Below are 22957 nucleotides of genomic sequence, written 5' to 3'. Positions count from 1 at the left end.
GGGGGGGGGGGGGGGCCCCCGGGGGGGGGGGGCGGGCGGGCCCCCCCCCCCCCCCCCCCCCCTCCCCGAGGGTGATTCAGAACCCGGCCTTCACTCGGCGCCGAGTTCCTGGAGCGTTCCCTACGCGTTCGCCGCCGACGAGACGGGAGCCTCTAGGGTCTGCGCCGGGGCGACGATGTCGCTCGCGGGGGCCTCGGGAGCCGCAGGAGCCGTGGGGGCCTCCGGTCCTTCGGGTGCCTCGGGGGCGACGGGTGCCTCCGGAGCGGCGGGAGCCTCAGGGGCCTCCGGAGCCTCGGGAGCGGCGGGGGCCTCCGGTGCCTCGGGGGCGATGGGAGCCGCGGGGGCCTCCGGAGCCTCGGGTGCCTCGGGAGCGGTGGGTGCCTCCGGTGCGGTGGGAGCCGCGGGGGCCTCGGGTGCCTCGGGGGCGATGGCGGCTGCGGGAGCCTCCGGTGCCTCGGGGGCGGTGGGTGCCGGTGCCTCGGGGGCGGTGGCGGCCTGCGCAGCCTCAGGGGCTGTGGGAGCCTCAGGGGCCGTGGGGGCCTCGGGAGCCGCCGGACCCTCCGGCGTCGTGGTGCTCTCCTGGGCCGCGGCAGCCTCCGGGGTCTCCGGGGTTCCCGGGAGGACGATGACCAGCGGCGTCGTCGCGGAGCTGTCCGTGACGGTCATCTCCATGGTGGTGGACTGCTCGTCACCGATGGTCTCGGCCGGAGCTGGGGCGGCCTCAGCCGAAGCGGCCTCGGCGTCGGCCGGAGCCGGAGCGGTTCCGGTCTCGGCGTCGGCCGGGGCCGGGTCGGTCTCCATGCCGGCCGGGACCGGGGTGGTCACCGTGTTCGCCGGGATCGGGTCGGCGGCCGTCGCGTCGCTCTCGGGCGTGACGGTCGTCTCGGTGCCCTGCTCGGCCGCCGGAGGCGCCGGCGCACGGAGCCAGCTGATGCCTTCACCGGGCATCGCGGCGAGGTTCGGCGCTCCGGCCGTGAGGCTCACCCACGAGTTCGGCTGCTCGTTCTCGGGGAGAACCGGGAGCGCGACCGTGTGGGCGAGACGGTCCGCGGTCGCCGGCATCTCGGCTTCCGCGGTCATCGGGCTCTGGGCGGCCTCGGCGTCGGCCGGGATCCGGGGCTGGTCGGCGAGGGCGGGTGCCTCGGCGGGAGCCGGGGCGGGGGCCTGAGCCGACGTCTCGGCGTCGCCAGGAGCGGCGGGAGCCGGGGCCTCGACCGAAGCCGGAGCGTCGGCCGGAGCCGGTGCCGGAGCGTCGGCGGGAGCCGGTGCCTGAGCCTCGGTGGGAGCCGGTGCCTCGACGGCCGGAGCCGGGGTGTCGACGGTCGGGGCCTGAGCCTCGGCCGGCGTGTCGATGGGGGCGGGGGCCTGGAGGGCTTCCGCGATCACCGGGATCCGGACGACCTCGGCGAGGACCGGGGTCACGGCCTGGGGCTGAGGCTGAGCCTGGGGCTGGTCGGCGGGAGCCGGTGCCTCGGCGCCGGCCTGGGCAGCGGCGTCGGCCGGAGCCTCGGCCGGGGCCTCGACGTCACCGGGGGCGGGTGCCTCGGCGGGAGCCGGGGCCTCGACCTGAGCCTCGGGGGCGGCCGGTGCCTGAGCGTCGGCAGGAGCCGGTGCCTGAGCCTCGGTGGGAGCCGGTGCCTCGACGGCCGGAGCCGGGGCGTCCACAGCGGTCGGGGCCTGAGCCTCGGCGTCGGCCGGGGCGGGTGCCATGGCGTCGGCCGGGGCGGGAGCCGGGGCCGGGGCCTCGGCCGGGGTCTCAACGTCGGCGGGGGCCTCGGCGCTCGCCGGGGTCCCGATCTGGGGCCGAGCCTCGTCAACGGCCGGCGCCTCGACGGGTGCCTCGGCAGCCGGCGCCTCGGCGGCCGGGGTCTCGGCAGACGGTGCCGCGGCGGACGGGGCGGCCGGTGCCTGGGCGGACGGGGCGGCCGGTGCCTCGGCGTTCGCCGGGGTCCTGGGCTCCACGCTCGCCGGTGCCTCGGGTTCGTCGTTGGGCGGAGGAACCTCGTCACCGGAGGTCGCCGTGTCACCGGTGACCGTGGTCTCCAGGATCACGACCTCTTCACAGGCGCCCGAAGCGGTCCCGGGCGTCTGGGACGTCCCCACCGCGTCCGGGTCGGCGCAGGGCACCATTCCCGCCGAGGCCGGAGCGACCATCGTCCATCCTGCACCGGCCGTGAGCACCGCCACCGCGAGAAATCCTCGGATATTCCGTGATGCGTTCGACATGCACATCCCCCTGTTGCGTTCGGTAATCCGACGAATGCCGAACGTAACAGGGGGGTCTCGGCGGGGGGCCGGCTTGGCTCAATGCTGGTGAAGCCCTTACCGGCCCCCAAACGCTCGCGATCAGCCGTCTGGTGGTCCTCACCCCCTCGTGGGGAGGCTCTTACCGGGCCGATCGCCAGAACGCTCGCGATCAGCCGTCTGGTGGTCCTCACTCCCTCGTGGGGAGGCTCTTACCGGGCCGATCGCCAGGACGCTCGCGATCGGCCGTCCGGTGGTCCTCACTCCCTCGTGGGGAGGCTCTTACCGGGCCGATCGCCAGGACGCTCGCGATCAGCCGTCCGGTGGTCCTCACTCCCTCGTGGTCAGAGCCCTTACCGGGCCGATCACCAGGGAGTCGCTCGCCGGATCGAGGTCGACCAGCACCTCGTCGCCGTCCTGGACCTCGCCGGAGAGCACCTTCCTGGCCAGGCTGTCGCCGATCGCGGACTGCACGAGGCGGCGGAGCGGGCGGGCGCCGTACAGGGGGTCGAAGCCCGTCAGCGCCAGCCAGTCGCGTGCCGCCGGGGTCACGGTCAGCGTGAGCCGCCGGTCCGCCAGGCGCCTGGCCAGGTGGGTCACCTGCAGGTCGACGATCTTGGACAGCTCCTCGGTGCCGAGCGCGTCGAACTGGATCACGTCGTCGAGCCGGTTGAGGAACTCCGGCTTGAAGGCGTTCCTGACCGCGGCCATCACGGCGGTCCGCTGGGCCTCCTTGGTCATGCCCGGGTCCACCAGGAACTGCGAGCCGATGTTCGAGGTGAGGATCAGGATCACGTTGCGGAAGTCGACCGTGCGGCCCTGACCGTCGGTGAGCCGCCCGTCGTCGAGCACCTGGAGCAGGATGTCGAAGACCTCGGGGTGGGCCTTCTCGACCTCGTCCAGCAGCACCACGGTGTACGGGCGGCGCCGCACGGCCTCGGTGAGCTGGCCGCCCGCCTCGTACCCGATGTAGCCGGGAGGGGCGCCCACGAGCCGCGAGACGCTGTGCTTCTCGCCGTACTCGCTCATGTCGATGCGGACCATCGCCCGCTCGTCGTCGAACAGGAAGTCCGCCAGCGCCTTGGCCAGCTCGGTCTTGCCGACGCCCGTCGGGCCCAGGAACAGGAAGCTGCCGGTGGGCCTGTCCGGGTCGGAGATGCCCGCCCGCGCCCGCCGTACGGCGTCGGAGACCGCCTCGACGGCCTGCCGCTGGCCGATCAGCCGCCTGCCGAGCTCCTCCTCCATGCGCAGCAGCTTGCTGGTCTCGCCCTCCAGCAGGCGTCCCGCGGGGATGCCGGTCCAGGAGGAGATGACCTGCGCGATGTCGTCGGAGCCGACCTCCTCCTTGACCATGGCGTCCTCGGGCTGGGCGGTCTTGCTGGCCTCGGCGAGCTCGGCCTCCAGCTTGGGCACCTCGGCGTACATCAGCCGGGAGGCGGCCTCGAAGTCACCGTCTCGCTGGGCCCGCTCGGCGGCGCCGCGCACCTCGTCGATCTGCTTCTTCAGGTCGCCGACCCGGTTGAGCCCGGCCTTCTCCTGCTCCCACCGGGCGACCAGGGCGTTGAGCTCCTCCTGGCGGTCGGCGAGCTCCTTGCGGAGCCGCTCCAGCCGCTGCAGGCTGCTCTCGTCGGTCTCCTTGGCGAGCGCCAGCTCCTCCATCCGCATCCGGTCGACGTTCCGCTGGAGCTGGTCGATCTCCACCGGACGGGAGTCGATCTCCATGCGGAGCCGGGAGGCGGCCTCGTCGACGAGGTCGATCGCCTTGTCCGGCAGGAACCGGGAGGTGATGTAGCGGTCGGAGAGCGCGGCGGCGGCCACGAGCGCGCCGTCGGCGATCTGCACCTGGTGGTGCGCCTCGTAGCGCCCCTTGAGCCCGCGCAGGATGGCGATGGTGTCCTCGACGGTGGGCTCGCCCACGTAGACCTGCTGGAAGCGCCGCTCCAGCGCGGGGTCCTTCTCGATGCGCTCGCGGTACTCGTCCAGCGTGGTCGCGCCGATCATCCGCAGCTCGCCGCGGGCCAGCATGGGCTTGAGCATGTTGCCCGCGTCCATCGAGCCCTCGGCCGCACCCGCGCCGACCATGGTGTGCAGCTCGTCGATGAAGGTGACGACCTGGCCGTTGCTCTCCTTGATCTCGCCGAGCACGGCCTTGAGGCGCTCCTCGAACTCGCCGCGGAACTTGGCGCCGGCGACCATGGCGCCCAGGTCGAGCGCGATCAGGCGCTTGTCGCGCAGGCTGGAGGGCACGTCGCCGGCCACGATCCGCTGGGCGAGTCCCTCGACCACCGCGGTCTTGCCGACGCCGGGCTCGCCGATGAGCACCGGGTTGTTCTTGGTACGGCGGCTGAGCACCTGGACGACCCGCCGGATCTCCGAGTCGCGGCCGATCACCGGGTCGAGCTTGCCCGCCCTGGCCTGCTCGGTCAGGTCGATCCCGTACTTCTCCAGCGCCTGGTAGGTGTCCTCGGGCGTCGCGCTGGTCACCTTGGCGTGCCCGCGCACCTTCTCGAACGCGTCCAGCAGGGCGGCCGGGCTCGCGCCGGCGGAGGTGAGCAGCCGGGCGATCGGGCCGCCGTCGGTGGCCAGGCCGACCAGCAGGTGCTCGGTCGAGACGTACTCGTCCTCCAGGCTGCGGGCCCGCTGGGCCGCGGTGTTCAGCACGGTGAGGAGCTGCCGCGAGCTCGACGGCGCGCCGACCGTGGAACCCTGCGCCTTGGGCAGGGCGGCGAGCTGTGTCTCGGCCTCGGTCCTGAGCTTCTTCCAGTCGGCGCCCACCGCCTCCAGCAGGGGCACGGCGGTGCCGCCGGTCTGGGCGAGCAGCGAGGTGAACAGGTGGGCCGGGGCGACCTCGGGGTTGCCTTCGGCTGCCGCCCGCCGGATGGCCGAGGAGACGGCCTCCTGGCTCTTCTGGGTGAGCTTGTAGTCCATGCTTACCAGGCCTTCGTGCAGAGGGCGACGCTGCGCGCCGCCGGTTCGGACGCTCGTGCCCGGCCCGACGGCGGCGTGCGCCGCGCGCGTTCGCTGTGGAACGGGACCGGACGGGACTCTCAGGCGGGGGGCAGCTGGTATTGGATCAGGGCGCGGATCATGTTCATCTCCGCGCGGAGACGGTGGTTCTCGTCGCGCAGCCGCAGCGCCTCGTTCTCGAGGGCCAGGATGCGCTTGATGCCCGCGAGGTTGATGCCCTCCTCCTGGGAGAGGCGCTGGACCTCGCGGAGCATCACGATGTCGCGGGTGGAGTACAGGCGCCCGCGTCCCGCCGTGCGGCCTGGACTGACCAGGCCGAGACGGTCGTACTGGCGCAGGGTCTGCGGGTGCAGACCGGACAGCTGGGCGGCCACTGAGATCACGTAGACGGGTGTGTCGTCCGACAGATCGAAGTAGTTGGCTTCCATGGCTACTCGCTCCTGGCCTGTGCGATCAGGTCAGCCCGCGGGTCACCTCCCGAGGTGGCGTCGCGGAACTCCTCCAGGGCGCCGCGCGCCTTGTCCTCGAGCGTCTGGGGCACCAGGACCTCGATCGTGGCGAGCAGGTCGCCCTTGGTGCCGTCCTTGCGGGCCACGCCCCTGCCGCGCACCCGGAAGGTGCGGCCGTTCGGGGTGCCCTCGGGGATGCGCAGGGTGACCGGCATCCCCTTGAGGATCGGGACCTTGATCTCGGCGCCCAGCGCCGCCTCGGTGAAGGTGACCGGGACGGTGACGGTCAGGTTCTCACCCGTCCTGCCGAACACGGGGTGCGGCTTGACGTGGATCTGGACGTACAGGTCACCGGCCGGGCCGCCGTTCTCACCGGGGGCGCCCTTGGCCTTGATCTTGATGCGCTGGCCGTCGCCGACACCGGCCGGGATGCGGGCCTGGATCGTGCGGGTGCTCCTGCCCCGCCCGCTCCCGTCGCACACCGGGCACGGGTCGTCCACCAGCAGGCCGCGGCCCTTGCAGTCGCGGCACGGCTCGGAGAAGGCGAAGTTGCCCAGGTTGCGGCTGGCCGCCCCGGTGCCCTCGCAGGTCGGGCAGACCCGCGGGGTGGTGCCGGCCTTGGCGCCGGTGCCCCCGCACGCGGTGCACGCCGACGAGCTGGTCAGGCGGAGCGAGACCGTGGTGCCCTCGACCGCCTCGGAGAAGTTGAGGGTGACCTCGGACTCGATGTCCTGGCCCCGGCGAGCCCTCGTGGTCGTCCCTCCGGGGCGGCTCGCGCCGCCCCGGTTGAACAGGCCGCCGAAGATGTCGCCGATGCGCTCCCCGGCACCGCTCTGCTGCTGGTTGGTGCCCCCGAACAGGTCTCCCAGGTCGAACGGGAAACCGCCCGCGCCCGGGCGGGGCGCCCCCGCGCCCGCCGGGTAGCCGCCGATGCCCGATCCGAACAGCGTCCGCGCCTCGTCGTACTCCTTGCGGCGCTTGGTGTCGGACAGGACGTCGTAGGCCTCGGAGACCTCCTTGAACTTCGCGGTGCTCGCGGAGTTCTCCGAGCTGCCGGGGTTGGCGTCCGGGTGGTACTGCCTGGCCAGCTTCCGGTACGCCTTCTTGATCTCATCTGCCGTGGCGGACTTGGGCACACCAAGGACGGCGTAGTAGTCCTTCTCCAGGTAGTCCTTGGTGCTCATCCATCTTCCTTCTCAGAGATCAGACGTGGGGGTGTCAGTTGTCGTCCGCGGCGGGCGTCTCGGGCTCGGCCACCGCGACGCGCGCGGGGCGGAGCACGCGCTCGCCGATCCGGTAACCGGGTTGCAGGATCTCCACGCAGGTCGCCTCCGTGACGTCGGAGGAGTAGCTGTGCATCAGGGCCTCGTGCACCGTGGGATCGAACGCCTCACCCTTGGTGCCGTAGGTGCTGAGCCCCAGCTTCCCGGTGGCCGCCTCCAGTGACTCGCTCACCTTGGCGAAACCGCCGGTCAGCTCCCCGTGGTCGCGGGCGCGGCCGATGTCGTCGAGGACCGGCAGCAGCTCCGACAGGACGCCGGCCACCGCCTGCTCCTTGACCGCGACCCGGTCCCGCTCGACCCGCTTGCGATAGTTGGAATACTCGGCCTGGAGTCGCTGCAGGTCCGCGGTGCGCTCGGCGAGCTGGGTGGCCAGCTCGATCGAGGCCAGGTCGGACGCCAGGGAGGACGGCCCCTCGGCCTGCTCCCCGCCGTCCTGACCGGTGGCCTCGGCCGGGGCCGCCTCGCGCGGCCGGCCCGTCTCCGGGTCGATCTTCCGGTTGTCGCGGATCACCGGCTCCTCTCCGGAACCGTTCTCGCGCGTGCTCACGCTGGTGCTCCCCTCGGCTTTCCGGCCGTCACTTGGTGCCGTCGTCGCGCTTCGGCTCGTCGTCCACGATCTCGGCCTCGACCACGTCGTCGTCGGCCTTCTGCTCGTTCGTGGAGTCGGCGCCCGCGTCCGGCGTGCCGGTCGGGGTCTCGGACCCCTGCGACTGAGCGTAGATCGCGGAACCCATCTTCTGGCTGACCGTGGCGAGCTTCTCGGCGGAGGCGCGGATCTCGGACGAGTCGGTGCCCTCCAGAGCCTTCTTCAGCTCGGCGACGGCCTCGTTGACCTCGGTCTTGATGTCGTCCGGGACCTTGTCGGCGTTCTCGCCGAGGAACTTCTCGGTCTGGTAGACGAGCGAGTCGGCGTTGTTGCGCGTCTCGGCCTCCTCGCGGCGCTTCTTGTCCTCCTCGGCGTAGGACTCGGCCTCGCGCATCATGCGCTCGATGTCGTCCTTCGGCAGCGCGGAGCCGCCGGTGATCGTCATCGTCTGCTCCTTGCCGGTCCCGAGGTCCTTGGCGGAGACGTTGACGATGCCGTTGGCGTCGATGTCGAAGGTGACCTCGATCTGCGGGATCCCGCGCGGCGCCGGGGCGATGCCGGTCAGCTCGAAGGTGGCCAGCTTCTTGTTGTACGCCGCGATCTCGCGCTCGCCCTGGTAGACCTGGATCTGCACCGACGGCTGGTTGTCCTCGGCCGTGGTGAAGACCTCGGAGCGCTTGGTCGGGATCGTGGTGTTGCGCTCGATGATCTTCGTGAAGATCCCGCCCTTGGTCTCGATGCCCAGGCTCAGCGGGGTCACGTCGAGCAGCAGGACGTCCTTGACCTCGCCCTTGAGCACGCCGGCCTGGAGGGCGGCGCCGATGGCCACGACCTCGTCCGGGTTGACGCCCTTGTTGGGCTCCTTGCCGCCGGTCAGCTCCTTGACGAGCTCGGCCACGGCGGGCATGCGGGTCGAGCCGCCGACGAGCACCACGTGGGCGATGTCGGAGACCTTGATCCCGGCGTCCTTGACGACCTGGTTGAACGGGCCCTTGCACCGCTCGAGCAGGTCGGCGGTGATCCGCTGGAACTCGGCGCGGGTGAGCTTCTCCTCCAGGTGGAGGGGACCCTCGGCCGAGGCCGTGATGTAGGGCAGGTTGATGGAGGTCTCCGACTGGCTGGAGAGCTCGATCTTGGCCTTCTCCGCGGCCTCGCGCAGGCGCTGCAGGGCCATCTTGTCCTTGGTCAGGTCCACGCCGTGCGCGTTCTTGAACCGGTTGGCCAGCTCGTCCACGACGCGCTGGTCCCAGTCGTCGCCACCGAGGTGGTTGTCGCCGCTGGTGGCCTTGACCTCGACGAAGCCGTGGCCGTCCTCCTGGCCGACGTCGAGCAGGGACACGTCGAAGGTGCCGCCGCCGAGGTCGAAGACGAGGATGGTCTCGTCCTTGTCCTTGTCGAGGCCGTACGCCAGCGCCGCGGCGGTGGGCTCGTTGATGATGCGCAGCACGTTCAGGCCGGCGATGGTGCCCGCCTCCTGGGTCGCCTGGCGCTGGGCGTCGTTGAAGTAGGCGGGAACGGTGATCACCGCGTCGGTGATCTTCTCGCCCAGGTAGGCCTCCGCGTCCTGCTTGAGCTTCTGCAGGACGAACGCGCTGATCTGCTGCGGGTTGGACTTCTTGCCGTCGATCTCGATGGACCAGTTGCTGCCCATCTCGCGCTTGACCGAGCGGATCGTCCGGTCGACGTTGGTGACGGCCTGCCGCTTGGCGACCTCACCGACGAGGACCTCGCCGTTCTTCGCGAACGCGACCACGGACGGGGTGGTCCGCGAACCCTGAGCGTTGGCGATGACGGTGGGCTCACCGCCCTCAAGAATCGAGACGACGGAGTTGGTCGTCCCCAGGTCGATACCTACCGCACGTGCCATGAGTACGTCCTTGTAGTCAAAGTTGAGTCGATGAGACTCATAGTGGAACCTCGAGCGAGGTTTGTCAAACGACTTGAGTCTATTGGGCTCAACCCTGAATCGCACGGAAGCATTCCCGATCTCCCGTAAACGGGCAGGGGACGCCCACCCCCTCTGACGAGGGAACATCGGGGATGGTTCCCGGCGGCGACGACCGGGGCCGCCCGGAGGCCGCGGGCGGGGCGGGGCGCCCCGGGGCGCGGGGGGAGGGCCTCCGGGGGCACGGGCGGATCGTGCCCGGTGTGGGGAAAGGGCGCCCCCCTCCCGCGCCGCCGGGACGTGGCCGGCGGTGCGGGAAGGGGGCGCCCTGGGGGGGTACGGAGCGGACGTCAGCGGGCGCCGTCGACCACCTTGCGGGCGCCGAGGGGCTTCTTGAGCTTGACGGTCGTCACCTTCTTGATGGCGATCTCGATGCAGGCGACGTTCTGGACCTTGCTGCTCGGCCCCTCCCAGAGGGTGACGGTCACCCGCTTGGAGGTCTGCCGCACGGTGACCCGGTCGAGGACGTTGCACGGCTCGACGCCGGACCACCAGACGACGCGCAGGCTCCGGCCGTCCTTGGAGGGGGTGGCCTTCAGCCACCTGATCTTGCGGGGGTTGTCGGTGTCGCCTTCGGGCTTCGTGGGCTTCGGGGAGTCGCCCGTGGGCTCGGTCCGGGGGGCCACGGTCCCGCCCGCCGGCTGCGAGGGGGCGCCGGAGACGGCGGTGTCGTGGCTCGCCGGCACCGAGGGGACGCCGGTGGCGGCCGTGGCGACGGGTTCGGCGGCGACCGTGGCGCTGGGTTCGGTGCCGCAGCCCAGAGCCAGCAGCAGGCTTCCGGCCAGGATGGGGTTCGCGATCATACGCATACCCCCAAGACGGATCGGAGCCCCGGACGGTTCAGGGCATCCTGAGGTCGCGTTGCCGCACCTCGGTCATGACCGCGGAGACGGTGACGAAATCATGATCGACGTGCAGCACGGTCATTCCGTGATGCACGGCGGTCGCGCACAGCAGCAGGTCGATCGGCCCGGCGGAACGATGCCGGCCTTTCTGGGTGAGCCTGTACTGCGCGTTCTCGACCCAGCGCCACGCTGATTTCGGGACGGTGACCGAGCGGCAGAGGGCGCCGAGCTCGGCCTCGAGGTCGTCGCGGTGGGCCGGACCCGTCGCGGAGTACAGGAACTCCGTTCTCGTGGGCTCACAGACGCTCAAGGCGCCGGAGGCGATCCGGTCGGCCCACGCCTCCTGTGTCTCAGGGGTACGCAGGAGGTGCCACAAAGCGGAGGTGTCCGCCAGATAGGGGGTCACGAGAAGGCGTCGTCCCGAGCCTGCTTGGCCGCCCGGCGAGCCTCCATGGCGTCGTCGAACTCCCCCCGGGAGGCTCGGGCCGAGAGAGCCTCCAACGCCTCTATGCGCCTGACGCGCGCCACGTACTCCCGCAGGGCGGCGTTCACCGTGTCCTTCTTCGTGGTGGTGCCCAGCATTCGCATCGCCTCGGCGAGCGCCTCGTCATCCAGGTCTATCTGCGTGACGCTCATACGTCCCTCCAATGTTGGTCACGTATGTCCTCAGCATACATCGCCATCATTTACTTCGCCCGAAGGCCGTGCCGATAGGGTTCGGGGGTTCGATCCCCGATGTCGAGGTGTTCACATGATCGCGATTCTCGGAACCGGCAAGATGGGGGAGGCCCTGCTCTCCGGGCTGCTCAGGGCCGGGTTCAAGCCGGGTGACGTGCTGGCGACGGCGCGCCGCGCCGAGCGCCGCGAGGCCCTCACGGAGCGGTACGGCGTCCGGACGGTCTCCAACGACGAGGCCGCCAAGACCGCCGACACGATCATCCTGGCGGTCAAGCCCCAGGACATGGGCGCGCTGCTCGCCGAGATCGCCCCCCACCTGCCCGCCGACCGCCTGGTCGTCTCGGCCGCGGCGGGGATCACGACCGCGTTCGTCGAGTCGCGGCTGGGCGCCGAGATCGCGGTGGTCCGGGTCATGTCCAACACGCCGGTGCTGGTGGACGAGGCGATGAGCGTGATCTCGGCCGGGGCGCACGCCTCCGAGGAGCACCTGCGGCGCGCCGAGGACCTGTTCAGCCCGGTCGGCAAGGTGCTGCGCATCCCCGAGTCGCAGCAGGACGCGGCCACCGCCCTGTCCGGCAGCGGTCCGGCCTACTTCTTCTACCTGGTCGAGGCCATGGTCGACGCAGGCATCCTGCTCGGCATGCCCCGGGCCGCCGCCCTCGACATGGTCACCCAGTCGATCGTCGGTGCGGCGATCATGCTCCGCGACTCGGGCGAGCACCCGGTGATCCTCCGCGAGGCGGTCACCTCGCCGGGCGGCACCACCATCGCGGCCATCGCCGAGCTGGAGAGGCACAGCGTCCGCGCGGCCTTCCTGGCGGCGATCGAGGCCGCCAGGGACCGGGGACGCCAGCTCGCCGAGGGGTGACCACCCCGCCTGCTCGCCCGGACCGGCCTATCTGTCCGGACCGACCCGCCCTTCCAGACCGGTCCCGTCCGGAAAGCCGGGGTATAAAAGGCAATAAATCCCTATGTTTCGGTTAGGTGAAAGGGGTGGTTCCTGCGAGACGCCTGGGTAAACGCCCTTCCGTGCACGTGCGGTAACGTCGGGCGGGGAGCAGGCAGATCCGGCCGTGACGCGCGGCGTCGCGACCAGACAGGGAGTGCGCATGAGCCGGTCCGTACGGGTTGTCTGGGACGATGCGCTCACCTCGTACGACTTCGGCCCCGGTCACCCGCTCGCACCGGTGAGGGTCGAGTTGACCATGGCGCTGGCCAGGGAGCTCGGCGTGCTGGACCGGGTGGAGATGAGCGGCTGCGCCCCCGCCACCGACGACGAGCTGGCCCTGGTGCACGAGCGCGGCTACATCGAGGCCGTCAAGCGGGTCTCCGCCACCGGGCGGCCCGACGTGGCCCACGGGCTGGGCACCGACGACAACCCCGCCTTCCCCGGCGTCCACGAGGCGTCCGCGCTGATCACGGGCGCCAGCCTGGCGGCGGCCCGCGCGGTGTGGACCGGTGAGGCCGAGCACGCGGTCAACGTCGCGGGCGGCCTGCACCACGCGATGGCGTCGTGGGCGAGCGGCTTCTGCGTCTACAACGACCCGGCCGCGGCGATCGCGTGGCTGCTGGCGCAGGGCGCGTCCAAGGTGGCCTACGTGGACGTGGACGTGCACCACGGCGACGGCGTCCAGGCGATGTTCTACGACGACCCCAGGGTCCTGACCATCAGCCTGCACGAGAGCCCGCGCACGCTCTTCCCCGGCACGGGGTTCCCCGAGGAGCGCGGCGCGGAGGGCACCGCGGTCAACGTGGCGCTGCCCGCCGGGTGCGGCGACGGCGGCTGGCTGCGGGCCTTCCACGCGGTGGTCCCGCCGCTGCTGCGGGAGTTCGCCCCCGAGGTCCTGGTCACCCAGCACGGCTGCGACAGCCACGCCCTCGACCCCCTGGCCAACCTGATGCTCAGCCTGGACGGCCAGCGCGCCGCGTACGCCGCCCTGCACGAGCTGGCCCACGAGACCGCCGGTGGCCGCTGGGTCGTGACCGGCGGCGGGGGGTACGAGCTGGTGCAGGTCGTGCCCAGGGCCTGGACCCACCTGATCGCCGAGGTGGCGGGCCACCCGCTCGACCCGGCGACCGCGACCCCCGAGGCCTGGCGTACGTTCGTCAAGGAGCGCACCAACCAGACGGCTCCCCTGACGCTGACCGATGGTCGCGACCCGGAATTTCGCGATTTCTCCGCTGGTTATGATCCAGCGGACCCGATCGACCGAGCCATCATGGCCACGAGGAACTCCGTCTTCCCTCTTCATGGCCTTGATCCCCTCCCGTGACGCGGGGACTCACCGGTCCCTCCCCGACGACGAAACGGCCCGGCCGGTATCCCGGTGAACAGGACCGAGGAACAAAGGTGCGCCGATGACACACGCCGAGCTTCGCGAGCACCTGGTCCGCACCCGGATCGCCGGGGACGTGGCGACCAGCCGGGAGAACAACCTGGACCACTACCGGTCGCTGGCCAACCGTGATCCGCACTACATGTTCGGGCTGACGCTGGACGGCCCCTGGGCCTACCGGGACATCCTGGAGCTGATGGCGAAGTCCGCGGGGGTCGTGGCCGACCCCGGTCACCGCGAGGGCCAGGACACCATCGATCCCGACCGCACGATTGAGGCCGTCGAGAGGATGGGCGACACGATCGCGGGCGTGCTCCGGCAGGACGATCCCCGGATCCTGATCGCCACCGGTCACCCCACCGGCCTGCTCACCGTCCACATGGCCCTGGCGCGGACGCTCAGGGCGCGCGGTGTGACGCCGATGAGCCCGGCCGAGGGCTGGTCGTACTGGGGCAGCGGGTTCGGCCGCAGGCGCAAGATCCGCTACATGGACGACGTCGCGATGCTGGACGACAAGGGCTCCTTCGTGCACACCCACGACCCCGCCCCGATGCGGGCGATGCTCTCCGAACTGGGTGCGGACCGGCCCGATCTGGTGATCGCCGACCACGGCTGGGCCGGGGCCGCGGGAGAGGCGGGGATCCTCACGGTCGGGTTCGCCGACAGCAACGATCCGGCGCTCTTCGTCGGCGAGGCCGAGGGCAAGATCGCGGTGACCGTCCCGCTCGACGACAACGTGCTACCCCGCTATTACGAGCCGCTGACGCACCACCTGGTCGAGAGGGTCCTGCGGGACCTCTGAGACGGGGGAGGCGTGAATTGGGTCATCCCTATACGGGCATTTCGCGCCTGCATTCCACGGAGCTCGCCGACCGTTTGCCAACTTTTTGAGGATTGTGGGCGACTCTAATGGGAGACGGTTGGTCCGTTCCATGATCGAGTCAAGGAGCACGGTCAGGCTGCTGGCCAGCGATTTCTTCGGTTTCGCTGACGTAGGAGACCGCGGGCTGAGAAAATAGGGGGTTTGCGTGCCCGGGGTCGAGACTTACGCTGACAGCAGTACACGTGCGTGAGCAATGGCACCAGTGGGGATAACCCGGATACACGTGCGGAAGAGGCGTCCGATGGGTGCAGGCGAAAGACCTCTCAGTGAGGTGAAGTTCCTGACGGTGGCAGAAGTGGCCACGGTCATGAGGGTGTCCAAGATGACTGTGTACCGACTCGTGCATTCGGGCGAGCTGCCGGCCATCCGGGTCGGTCGATCCTTCCGGGTGCCGGAGCAGGCGGTGCACGATTATCTCAGGGATGCCTACATCGAGGCAGGTTGAGGCAGCGGCGGACCGGCGCGCCGGGCCGAGCGGCCGGGGAAGTGACCCGGTCGCGAGGCGGACCAGGCGCGTCGGCCGGCTCGTGACCCGTTCCTTCCGGTCTGACCGGTGAGAGATTTCCGGTAAGCCCGGTATGTGGTGGGTCCCGGCCTCGTCGGGGTAGCGACGCGGTCACCGCGTCGTGAGTTCATGCGCCCGGGGTCCCCCAGGGGCGATCCACCACGGATCGCCGGTAGTCTGTTGTGCCGGTGTGCTCTCGCGCACCGGTTCGACATTCTCGGCTACCAGCTACCTGGGGGTCCCGTGGGCTCTGTGATCAAGAAGCGCCGTAAGCGCATGGCGAAGAAGAAGCACCGCAAGCTTCTGAAGAAGACCCGCATCCAGCGGCGTAACAAGAAGTAGTAGCGCGGTCTGCGAGGCGCCGATGACCCATGCCGTGCTTGTCACCGGGGTCTCGCGCCACATAGGCGCCCGAGTGGCGAGCGCTCTCGCGGATGACCCGGACATCGACCGGGTCATCGGAGTGGATACGGTGCCGCCGCCCTCGCTGTCAGGTGATGGCGGCGTACCTCTCGGTCGCATGGAGTTCGTCCGCGTCGATCTGCGCGGTCCCGACATCGCCCGGGTGATCGCGGACGCCGACATCGACACCGTCGTTCACATGAGCCTGGTGAGCGCTCCTCCCCGGAGCGGTGGCCGGATGCTCATGAAGGAACACAACGTCATCGGCACCATGCAGTTGCTCGGTGCCTGTCAGCGATCCGCGACGGTCCGCCGTGTCGTGGTGCGCTCCACCACCGCCGTCTACGGTTCCTCCCCGCACGACCCGGCCGTCTTCACCGAGGACGCCGAGCCGGGGGAGCCGCCCGTCCGCGGCTACGCCAAGGACGCCTCCGAGGTGGAGGGATACGTCCGGGGTTTCGCCAGGCGGCGGGGAGACGTGGCCGTGTCGACCCTGAGGTTCGCCAACTTCATGGGACCCGGCGTCGACTCCCCGCTGACGCGCTACTTCGCCCAGCCCCTCCTGCCCACCGTGTTCGGCTTCGACCCGAGGCTGCAGTTCGTCCACGAGGACGACGCCGTCGAGGTGCTGCGCCGGATGGCCGTGGAGGATCACCCCGGCACGTTCAACGTGGCCGGGGACGGCGCGCTGCTGCTGTCGCAGTGCGCGCGCAGGGCCGGCCTGCTCCCGCTGCCCGTTCCCTCATCCCTCTTCCGCCTCATGGGCGACCTCGCCCGCGGGGCGAGGCTGGTCGACTTCTCCTCCGAGCAACTGCGCCTGATGTGCCACGGGCGCGTGGTCGACACCGCCCCGCTGGCAGCCGCCCTGGGCCGGGGGCCGGCGTTCTCCACGGCCGCCGCCTTCGAGGACTTCCTGCGCGCCCGCGACCTGGCCGGGGGCCTTCCCGCCGCGCTGCTGGAGGTCTTCTCCCAGGCGGTGAGAAGGTGAACGGAGGCATCGGAGAGCCAGGGGGCCCGGGGGAGCCCGCCGGGTCCGGCGCCGAGGGCCGGGACCGGGCGGCCGGGTTCCCGGACTTCCTGCGACGTCGTGTGGCGGGCGACTACGAGGTCGACGAGTTCGGCTACGACCCGGAGCTCACCGACAGGGTCGTGCTGGAACTGCTCCGCCCGCTCTACCGCCACTGGTTCCGCACCGAGACCGTCGGTATGCACCACGTGCCCGCCGACTCCGGCGCCCTGATCGTGGCCAACCACTCGGGAACCCTCCCGCTGGACGGGCTCATGCTCCAGGTGGCCCTTCACGACGACCACCCCGGCCGTCGCGCGCTCCGCCTGCTGGGCGCGGACCTGGTGTACCGGCTCCCGGTGCTCGGTCACCTGTCCCGCAAGACCGGCCACACCCTCGCGTGCCGGGAGGACGCCGACCGGCTGCTCCGTAAGGGGGAGATCGTGGGCGTCTTCCCCGAGGGGTTCAAGGGAGTGGGCAAGCCGTTCTCCGAGCGCTACCGGTTGCAGCGCTTCGGGCGCGGGGGTTTCGTCGCCTCCGCCATCCGGGCGGGCGTGCCCCTGATCCCGTGCGCCATCGTGGGCGCCGAGGAGATCTATCCCAAGCTGGGCGACCTGCCCGTCCTGGCCAGGGCGCTCGGGCTTCCGTACCTGCCGATCACGCCGCTCTTCCCCTGGCTCGGTCCGCTCGGGCTGATACCGCTCCCGTCCAAGTGGATGATCGGCTTCGGGGAGCCGATCCCCACGGACCGGTTCGACCCGGCCGACGCCGACGACCCGACGGTGGTGCTCGCTCTCACCGACCAGATCCGGGAGACCATCGGGCAGCGACTCGACGAGCTCCGGCTCCGTCGCGGTCCCGCCTTCCCGCCCTTCTCCTAGCCGCTCCGCGCGGACCGCCGGCCCTCGCCGGGGTCACCCTCGCCGGGGTCACCGCAGCCTTCGAAGCGGCCGGATCGGCGGGGGTGTGCGCGCCGGGGAACACGGAACGCGACTTTTGTTGTCCTGGGTGTCTAACAGTGTGCATCCGCGGTCGATAGGGTGTGCGCGGTGTCGGGCTCGCGGACGCGGAGGCGGTCATGGACGGGGAGCGCGCGGCGGCCGTCGCGGGACTGGCGGCCGCCGCCGGGCTGGCGGTGGGGACGGTGCTCGGGGTGGCCGCGCGGCGGCACCGGGCGGTCCCGGGCACGGGCCTGGGCGGGCACCGCGGCCGGCCGGTCACCGTCACGACCGACGACGGCGTACGGCTCGCGGCCGACGTGGAGGAGGTCGCCTCACCCGAGGTGGCCGTGATCTTCACCCACGGCTGGGTGATGAACCGGCACTGCTGGCACTTCCAGCGTGAGGCACTGGCCGGACGGGCCACCCTGATCTTCTACGACCAGCGCGGGCACGGCGACTCCTCGGCCGGCGCGCTCGACGCCCGTACGGTCGACCGGCTCGGCGACGACCTCGCCGCGGTGATCGAGGCCACCGTCCCCGAGGGGCTGCCGGTGGTGCTCGTCGGCCACTCCATGGGCGGTATGACGATCATGGCCTTCGCCGGGCGGCATCCGGGGACGCTGGCCGCCAGGGTGGCCGGGGTGGCGTTGCTGAGCACGTCCCCGGGCGGGTTGCGCGACAGCACGTTCGGGCTTCCCTGGCCCATCGGGCGGCTCGCGCCCCGCGTCACCCCCGTCGTGTTCGAGCGCATGCTGTCCAGGGGCGCGCTCATCGACCGCAGGCCCGTCCTCAGGTCGCGCACCAACCTCCCGGTGACCCGGTACGTCGCCTTCGGGCCGCGCGCGTCACGCGAGCACGTGCGTTTCGTCAACGACATGGCCGTGGCCACCCCGACGGAGGTCATGGCCGGTTTCTTCCGCGACTTCCTCGTCCACGACAAGCTGGCCGCGCTGACCGCGCTCGGCCCGCTGGAGACGCTCGTCATGGTCGGCGACCGGGACCGCCTCATCCCGGCGGCGCACAGCCGCCGCATCGCCGGGGCGCTCCCCGGCGCCAGGCTGCTCGTCCTCCCCGGCGCCGGGCACATGATCGGCCTGGAGCGCCCCGCGGCCGTCAACCGTGAGCTGGCCGCCCTGCTCGACCGGGTCACGGCCGGCGGGGCGGGACGGTCCGGGAAGGGGCGGCGATCGGCGGGGTAGCGACGGCGTCCGGAGGGCGACGGCCGGCGCGGTGGTGGCGGAGCCGGGAAGAGGTCAGCGGGCGGCGCGGTAGTGGCGGCGCAGGGCGATGGCGGCGGCGACGCCGCCCACGACCGCTCCGGCGCCCACGGCGATGGGAAGACCCACCATGGTCGCCTTGCGCCCGGTGCGGAAGTCCTTGACGTCCCACCCGTTCTCCCTGGCGAAGTCGCGCAGGTCGCCGTCCGGGTTGACCGCGGTGGCGTGACCGACGACGGAGAGCAGCGGCAGGTCGTTGGCCGAGTCGCTGTAGGCGTGGCAGCGGGCCAGGTCGAGTCCCTCCCGGCGGGCCAGGGCCCTGACGGCCTCGGCCTTGGCCGGGCCGTGGAGCAGGTCGCCCACCAGGCGGCCGGTGTAGACGCCGTTCTCGGTCTCCGCGACGGTGCCCAGGGCGCCGGTCAGGCCGAGTCGCTGCGCGATCACGCGGGCCAGCTCCACCGGGGTCGCGGTGACCAGCCAGACCCGCTGGCCGGCGTCGAGGTGCGCCTGCGCGATGGCTCGCGTACCGGCCCAGATGCGGTCGGCCATCACCTCGTCGTAGATCTCCTCGCCCAGGCGGACGATCTCCTCGACCGTGTTGCCGGCCACGAAGGCCAGCGCGGTCTCCCTGGCCTCGGCGATGTGGGCGGGATTCTCGTCGCCGCGGACCCGGAAGACCACCTGGCCGAGGGCGAACCGGAACAGATCCCTGCTGGTGAACAGGCCGCGGGAGGCGAGGCCGCGGGCGAAGTGGTAGATGGAGGCGCCGCGCATCATGGTGTTGTCGACGTCGAAGAAGGCGGCGGACACCGGGTCGGGCTCGGCCATCGGCATCGCCACGGCGGCCGCGGCGGCGACCTCACCGGCCATGACCTCCCCGGCCGTCGCCTGCCCGGCCGTCTCCGCCCCGCCACGCCTTCGTAGTAGCCGCCTCATAGCATCTCAGCTTAACCGGGACACAGGGGTGAGATCGGTAGCCGTCGTGTGAGCCGGATGTGACGATCCGGCGTCGTTCCAGGGGCCGTGCGCCCACCGGAACGCCCCTTCGCGGCGGCCCGGAACCCCCGGGGAGGACTCAGCCGGGCGGGGCCAGCCCGTCGATGTAGTCGAGGTACCCGTGAGCCCTGCGCTGGTCCTCGGCGTCCATCCTGGGGAGCATCCCGGTGATCTGGGTGCGCTGCTTCTGCACGAAGCGCCGAAACTCCTTGACCTCCCTGAGCTCGACGGCGACGGCGCCGTGGGCCTCACGGCGCCGTACCTGCTCCAGGGAGGTCACCGCGGAGCGGGTGGTGTCCTCCATCGCCTGGAGGGTCTCCCCGATCATGTCCTCGCGCTTCCCGGAGCCCAGGAGCTCCTTGACCTCGCGGGCGCGGGTCTCGGCGTAGCCCAGGGAGCGGTTCGCCCGTTCGGCCTCGTCGGTGCTCAGGTGGAACAGCGTGCTCTCGGCCGCGCGCTTGAGCGGGTAGAAGGTGTCCCCGGGCATCGAGCGGTACGTCTGCACGCCGGACAGGACCATCGAGGCCACCAGGACGGTGCTCAGCAACCGCGGGAACAGCGTCCTGTGCGATCTGCGCCTGGAGTGGCGGGGGCCCGTCGCCCGTGGCTCGGGACGTTCCTGCTCGGCCGGGGGGCCGGTGAGCCGGTCGCGGAGCGTGGCCTGGAACTCGGGGCGGGGGCTCGCCGTCATCCGGGCGCCGAGTCGCGACACACGGTTCTGGATACGGGCCTGCGATCTCCGTGAGATTCCAGGCAGCCACTTCCCCATGAACGCTCCCTGCCGCCCCCAGCTCATGATCCAACGGTGTCACTTGCCTAACGACGACTCCGCACGTCAGGTTACGCGGTACACCGGCATCGGCATGGTGAACATCGTCACGGGCGCGGCACCGGGCGTCGTCAGCCCAGGTCGGGGGGCAGGGCGCGGCCCAGGGCGCGGATCGCGCGGAACTGCAGCGCCTTGATCGCGCCGCTCTTCTTGCCCATGATCAGAGCGGTCTCGGCCAGCGACATGCCGTGCAGGAAGCGCAGCACCACGCACTCCTGCTGCTCGGGGTTGAGGTCGCGGACGGCGCCGAGCACCCGGTCGCTGATCATCGCGGTGACGACGGCGTTCTCCGGGATGTGCGGGCCGTCGAGCGGGGTGTCGATCACCTCGGCGGTCGTGACCTCAAGGCGGTACCTGCCGGACTTGAAGTGATCGGTGATCAGGTTCCTGGCGATGGTCACGAGCCAGGCCCCGAAATCACGCCCCTGCCATGTGAAGTCCGTGATCCGGCGCAGCGCGCGGAGAAAGGTCTCGCTCGTGAGATCCTCTGCCAGCGGGTGTGAGCCGACCCGGAAGTAGACGTAGCGGTACACGAGCGTGAGGTAGCGGTCATAGAGCGTGCCAAAAGCATCCGTGTCTCCGGTTTTGGCGCGCAGAACCAGCCTCCGGAGCTCGTCGGAGGCATCCTCACGTACGGTGAGGTCACTACTGCGGACGGGCAGGGCCACCCCGGCTGTCGTGGGGAGGTGCCCGGCGAGCGGCCACGTTTCAGGCATCCGGTATCCCTGAGGGGAAGGGGGTACGGCGTGCTCGATCACTCTAGAAATCACCGACTGATTGCACAATCTACTTTGAAGCATCGTGACTGGGGGTAATCGCCGGATACGGTGTGGAGCCGGTCCTCATCCGACCGGTATCGGGAGCGGAGCACAGGTTCGGCTACCGGTTAGGGGGTAATGTCCGGCAGCATTGGAGACACCATGGAAGTCCTCGTCGCTGTCATCGCTTTCGCCGGTGCGCTGCTCGCAGCCATCGCCACCGGCGCTCTCATCAGCCGTCTGCGTGGTGAGCCCAAGGGCTGGCTGATCGCCTGGAGCATCACGACGGCGTCCCTGGCCGTTTCACTCGCGGTAATCGCCACCGGCCACGTGATCGGTTTTGGACCGGGCACGTTCCGCATTTATCAACTGACCGGATCCATGCTGGCCCCGCTCTGGCTGGCCGTGGGGGCCATCCAGCTCCTGGCCCGCGCGGGAACGGCCCGCTTCGCCTCGTGGCTGCTGGGCATCGCCTTCACCGTCATCGCCGCGGTGATCCTGGCGATCGACCCGATCCTGCAGGAGAAGAGCCTCGCCAAGACCCTCCCGGCGGGCGGCACGCACTGGGGCCTGTTCGCGACGTCCCTGCTCCTGGCGGTGCACGTGATCGTCGCGGTCGTGCTGCTGGGCGGGACGGCGGTCGCCGTCGCCCGCGGCCGGGGCGGTGACGACTACGACGCCGACAACATGCACGCGCTCTTGGTGCTCGGCCCCACCGGCCTCGCCCTCGTCGGCGCCGTCAGCTTCGCGGTGCCCGGCATGTTCACCGTGCTCCTGCTCCTCGTCACGGCCGCCGCGGTCTGGTACGTCCTCCTGCGTCCCCTCGCGCCCTACGAGGACGAGGACGGGGACGGGGCGGACGACGACTGGGAGAAGCGGCCGCCGACGCTCCGGCCCCCGGAACGCGAGCCCCGTGACGTGCAGGTCGCCGGCCGCCGGATCTCCCCCGAGGAGCCCCCGCGCCCGATGGCGACCGAGGAGGTCCCCCGGCGCTCCGGCCTGGGCGACCTGGTGGCCGAGTACCGCGCGGGCGAGCAGGACGTGAACCACACGGCCCGCATGCGGCAGCAGCGGCCCGCCCCGCCCGACGACCCGTTCGGCGGTCCCGCCACCGGGATGTTCATGGCGGGCGAGTACGGCATGCCGCTCCCCGGCGGGCCGCCCGGCGGGGACCCCGGCAGGCGGGGCGCCGATCACGGCGTGCAGCCACCGGTCACCGGCCAGTTCGGCATGCCGCCCATGGGCCCTTCGACCGGCGAGTACGACATCCCGGCCCACGAGTTCGGCAGGCACGGCGCCCCCGGCGCCCCCGGTGCCCCCGGCGCCCCCGGCAGGCCGCCGGGTCCGGGCACCGGCGAGTTCGGCCGCCCGGGGGGCACGGGGGAGTTCGGGATGCCGCCGGGCCCCGGCAGGCCCCCGGGTCCGGGCACCGGTGAGTTCGGCAGGCCCCCCGGCACCGGCGAGTTCGGCCGTCCGGCGGTCCCCGGGGACTTCGGCGTGCCCGCCGGTCCGGGGACCGGTGAGCTCGGGGTGGGCAGCCTGCGTCCCATGCCCGCCGACCAGGCCTTCGGCGCGCCCGCCCGGGGTCCGGTGCCACCCGGCCCGTACGGCCACGACCAGGCCGGCCCGCGCGGTCAGGTGCCTCCGGTCGGCGTCCCGCCCTCGGCCGGTGTCCGGTACCCGGGGGCGGGCGGGCCGGGTGGCGGCGGCCTTCCGGGGGGTGGGCCGCAGGGCGGTTCCGGCCGTCCCTCGCCGAGCATCTTCGGGATGCTGACCGTCTTCACCCTGCTCGACGGCACCGGTGAGAGGTTCGACCGGCTGGCCGAGGAGACCGTGGAGGCGGTCCGGGGCTCCGAGCCGGACACGCTCGTCTACTCCTGCCACTCGGTGAAGTCGGCGCCGCTCCAGCGCATCGTCTACGAGCTCTACCGGGACGAGGTCGCCTACAGCGAGCACCAGCGCCGGTCGCACACCGAGCGCTTCGTCACCGAGCGCCAGTCCATGGTGCTCGCCACCAATGTGATCGAGCTCACCCTGAACGCCGCGAAGGTGATGCCGCTCCCGACGGCCTTCCGGCCCTGACCGGG

The 22957-nt window shown here is 71.5% G+C and carries 20 protein-coding genes and 1 pseudogene; 9 read left to right on the top strand and 12 right to left on the bottom strand.

The features are described from left to right. Nucleotides 1-120 precede the first annotated feature (120 nt). The 9 genes and pseudogenes from ACLQ2R_RS01680 to ACLQ2R_RS01640 all read right to left on the bottom strand — a co-directional run bounded on the left by ACLQ2R_RS01680 (nucleotide 121) and on the right by ACLQ2R_RS01640 (nucleotide 10955). Nucleotides 121-2187, bottom strand: a complete 2067-nt coding sequence (locus ACLQ2R_RS01680; protein ID WP_425957466.1) for a hypothetical protein — start codon at nucleotides 2185-2187, stop codon at nucleotides 121-123. Between the two features lie 387 nt (nucleotides 2188-2574). Then, nucleotides 2575-5172 carry an ATP-dependent chaperone ClpB gene (gene clpB, locus ACLQ2R_RS01675; protein ID WP_425957465.1) on the bottom strand — a complete coding sequence of 866 codons (2598 nt, stop codon included), beginning with the start codon at nucleotides 5170-5172 and terminating at the stop codon, nucleotides 2575-2577. A 214-nt stretch (nucleotides 5173-5386) separates the two neighbouring features. Then, a pseudogene (locus ACLQ2R_RS01670) lies at nucleotides 5387-5639 on the bottom strand (heat shock protein transcriptional repressor HspR); the annotation flags it as partial. A gap of 2 nt (nucleotides 5640-5641) precedes the next feature. Continuing rightward, the gene (dnaJ, locus tag ACLQ2R_RS01665) at nucleotides 5642-6844 is read right to left on the bottom strand and encodes a molecular chaperone DnaJ (RefSeq protein WP_425957464.1); all 1203 of its coding nucleotides are present in this window, start codon (nucleotides 6842-6844) and stop codon (nucleotides 5642-5644) included. Nucleotides 6845-6878: 34 nt separating this feature from the next. Continuing rightward, nucleotides 6879-7490: a nucleotide exchange factor GrpE gene (gene grpE / locus ACLQ2R_RS01660; protein WP_425957463.1), complete on the bottom strand. Its 612-nt coding sequence runs from the start codon at nucleotides 7488-7490 to the stop codon at nucleotides 6879-6881. 28 nt (nucleotides 7491-7518) lie between these two features. After that, nucleotides 7519-9396, bottom strand: a complete 1878-nt coding sequence (gene dnaK, locus ACLQ2R_RS01655; RefSeq protein WP_425957462.1) for a molecular chaperone DnaK — start codon at nucleotides 9394-9396, stop codon at nucleotides 7519-7521. 368 nt (nucleotides 9397-9764) lie between these two features. Beyond that, a complete protein-coding gene (locus ACLQ2R_RS01650; protein WP_425957461.1) occupies nucleotides 9765-10277 on the bottom strand; it encodes a hypothetical protein in 513 nt (170 codons plus the stop codon). A 37-nt stretch (nucleotides 10278-10314) separates the two neighbouring features. Further along, nucleotides 10315-10725 carry a PIN domain nuclease gene (locus ACLQ2R_RS01645; protein WP_425957460.1) on the bottom strand — a complete coding sequence of 137 codons (411 nt, stop codon included), beginning with the start codon at nucleotides 10723-10725 and terminating at the stop codon, nucleotides 10315-10317. Beyond that, nucleotides 10722-10955 (bottom strand): type II toxin-antitoxin system VapB family antitoxin, encoded by a 234-nt coding sequence (locus tag ACLQ2R_RS01640; RefSeq protein WP_386239918.1) that lies wholly within the window; start codon nucleotides 10953-10955, stop codon nucleotides 10722-10724. The genes ACLQ2R_RS01645 and ACLQ2R_RS01640 overlap by 4 nt, the downstream gene beginning before the upstream one ends. A gap of 115 nt (nucleotides 10956-11070) precedes the next feature. On the opposite strand from ACLQ2R_RS01640, the gene proC reads away from it, so the two are divergent. The 8 genes from proC (at nucleotide 11071) to ACLQ2R_RS01600 (ending at nucleotide 18269) form a co-directional block, all read left to right on the top strand. Next, nucleotides 11071-11865, top strand: coding sequence for a pyrroline-5-carboxylate reductase (gene proC, locus ACLQ2R_RS01635; RefSeq protein WP_425957459.1), 795 nt, complete (start codon nucleotides 11071-11073; stop codon nucleotides 11863-11865). A gap of 241 nt (nucleotides 11866-12106) precedes the next feature. Beyond that, complete coding sequence (locus tag ACLQ2R_RS01630) at nucleotides 12107-13270, top strand: acetoin utilization protein AcuC (RefSeq protein ID WP_425957458.1); 1164 nt, start codon at nucleotides 12107-12109, stop codon at nucleotides 13268-13270. Nucleotides 13271-13355: 85 nt separating this feature from the next. Then, entirely contained in the window at nucleotides 13356-14135 is a 780-nt protein-coding gene (locus ACLQ2R_RS01625; RefSeq protein ID WP_425957457.1) for a phosphatase, read from the top strand. Between the two features lie 322 nt (nucleotides 14136-14457). Beyond that, nucleotides 14458-14661, top strand: coding sequence for a helix-turn-helix domain-containing protein (locus ACLQ2R_RS01620; protein ID WP_012887307.1), 204 nt, complete (start codon nucleotides 14458-14460; stop codon nucleotides 14659-14661). Nucleotides 14662-14964: 303 nt separating this feature from the next. Continuing rightward, complete coding sequence (locus ACLQ2R_RS01615) at nucleotides 14965-15063, top strand: 30S ribosomal protein bS22 (protein WP_018654693.1); 99 nt, start codon at nucleotides 14965-14967, stop codon at nucleotides 15061-15063. Nucleotides 15064-15085: 22 nt separating this feature from the next. Then, the gene (locus ACLQ2R_RS01610) at nucleotides 15086-16111 is read left to right on the top strand and encodes an NAD-dependent epimerase/dehydratase family protein (RefSeq protein ID WP_425957456.1); all 1026 of its coding nucleotides are present in this window, start codon (nucleotides 15086-15088) and stop codon (nucleotides 16109-16111) included. Beyond that, nucleotides 16108-17010 carry a lysophospholipid acyltransferase family protein gene (locus ACLQ2R_RS01605; RefSeq protein ID WP_425957455.1) on the top strand — a complete coding sequence of 301 codons (903 nt, stop codon included), beginning with the start codon at nucleotides 16108-16110 and terminating at the stop codon, nucleotides 17008-17010. The genes ACLQ2R_RS01610 and ACLQ2R_RS01605 overlap by 4 nt, the downstream gene beginning before the upstream one ends. Nucleotides 17011-17207: 197 nt before the next feature. Continuing rightward, complete coding sequence (locus ACLQ2R_RS01600) at nucleotides 17208-18269, top strand: alpha/beta fold hydrolase (protein WP_425957454.1); 1062 nt, start codon at nucleotides 17208-17210, stop codon at nucleotides 18267-18269. 54 nt (nucleotides 18270-18323) lie between these two features. Here ACLQ2R_RS01600 and ACLQ2R_RS01595 read toward each other — a convergent pair whose 3' ends face one another. The 3 genes from ACLQ2R_RS01595 to ACLQ2R_RS01585 form a co-directional block, all read right to left on the bottom strand. After that, nucleotides 18324-19223 carry an HAD family hydrolase gene (locus tag ACLQ2R_RS01595; protein WP_425957453.1) on the bottom strand — a complete coding sequence of 300 codons (900 nt, stop codon included), beginning with the start codon at nucleotides 19221-19223 and terminating at the stop codon, nucleotides 18324-18326. Nucleotides 19224-19362: 139 nt separating this feature from the next. Then, on the bottom strand, nucleotides 19363-19995 hold the full coding sequence (locus ACLQ2R_RS01590; RefSeq protein WP_425957452.1) for a DUF5667 domain-containing protein: 633 nt from the start codon (nucleotides 19993-19995) through the stop codon (nucleotides 19363-19365). A gap of 188 nt (nucleotides 19996-20183) precedes the next feature. Then, on the bottom strand, nucleotides 20184-20828 hold the full coding sequence (locus tag ACLQ2R_RS01585; protein WP_425957451.1) for a sigma-70 family RNA polymerase sigma factor: 645 nt from the start codon (nucleotides 20826-20828) through the stop codon (nucleotides 20184-20186). Between the two features lie 204 nt (nucleotides 20829-21032). Between ACLQ2R_RS01585 and ACLQ2R_RS01580 the strand changes: the two genes are divergently transcribed. Continuing rightward, nucleotides 21033-22952: a hypothetical protein gene (locus ACLQ2R_RS01580; RefSeq protein ID WP_425957450.1), complete on the top strand. Its 1920-nt coding sequence runs from the start codon at nucleotides 21033-21035 to the stop codon at nucleotides 22950-22952. The last annotated feature ends 5 nt before the right edge of the window (nucleotides 22953-22957 follow it).

It is taken from the genome of Streptosporangium sp. DT93 (genome assembly GCF_049844535.1).
In the GTDB taxonomy this organism is placed as follows: domain Bacteria; phylum Actinomycetota; class Actinomycetes; order Streptosporangiales; family Streptosporangiaceae; genus Streptosporangium.
The sequence above is the reverse complement of the archived record's forward strand: the minus strand, read 5'-3'. Positions and strand labels throughout refer to the sequence as shown.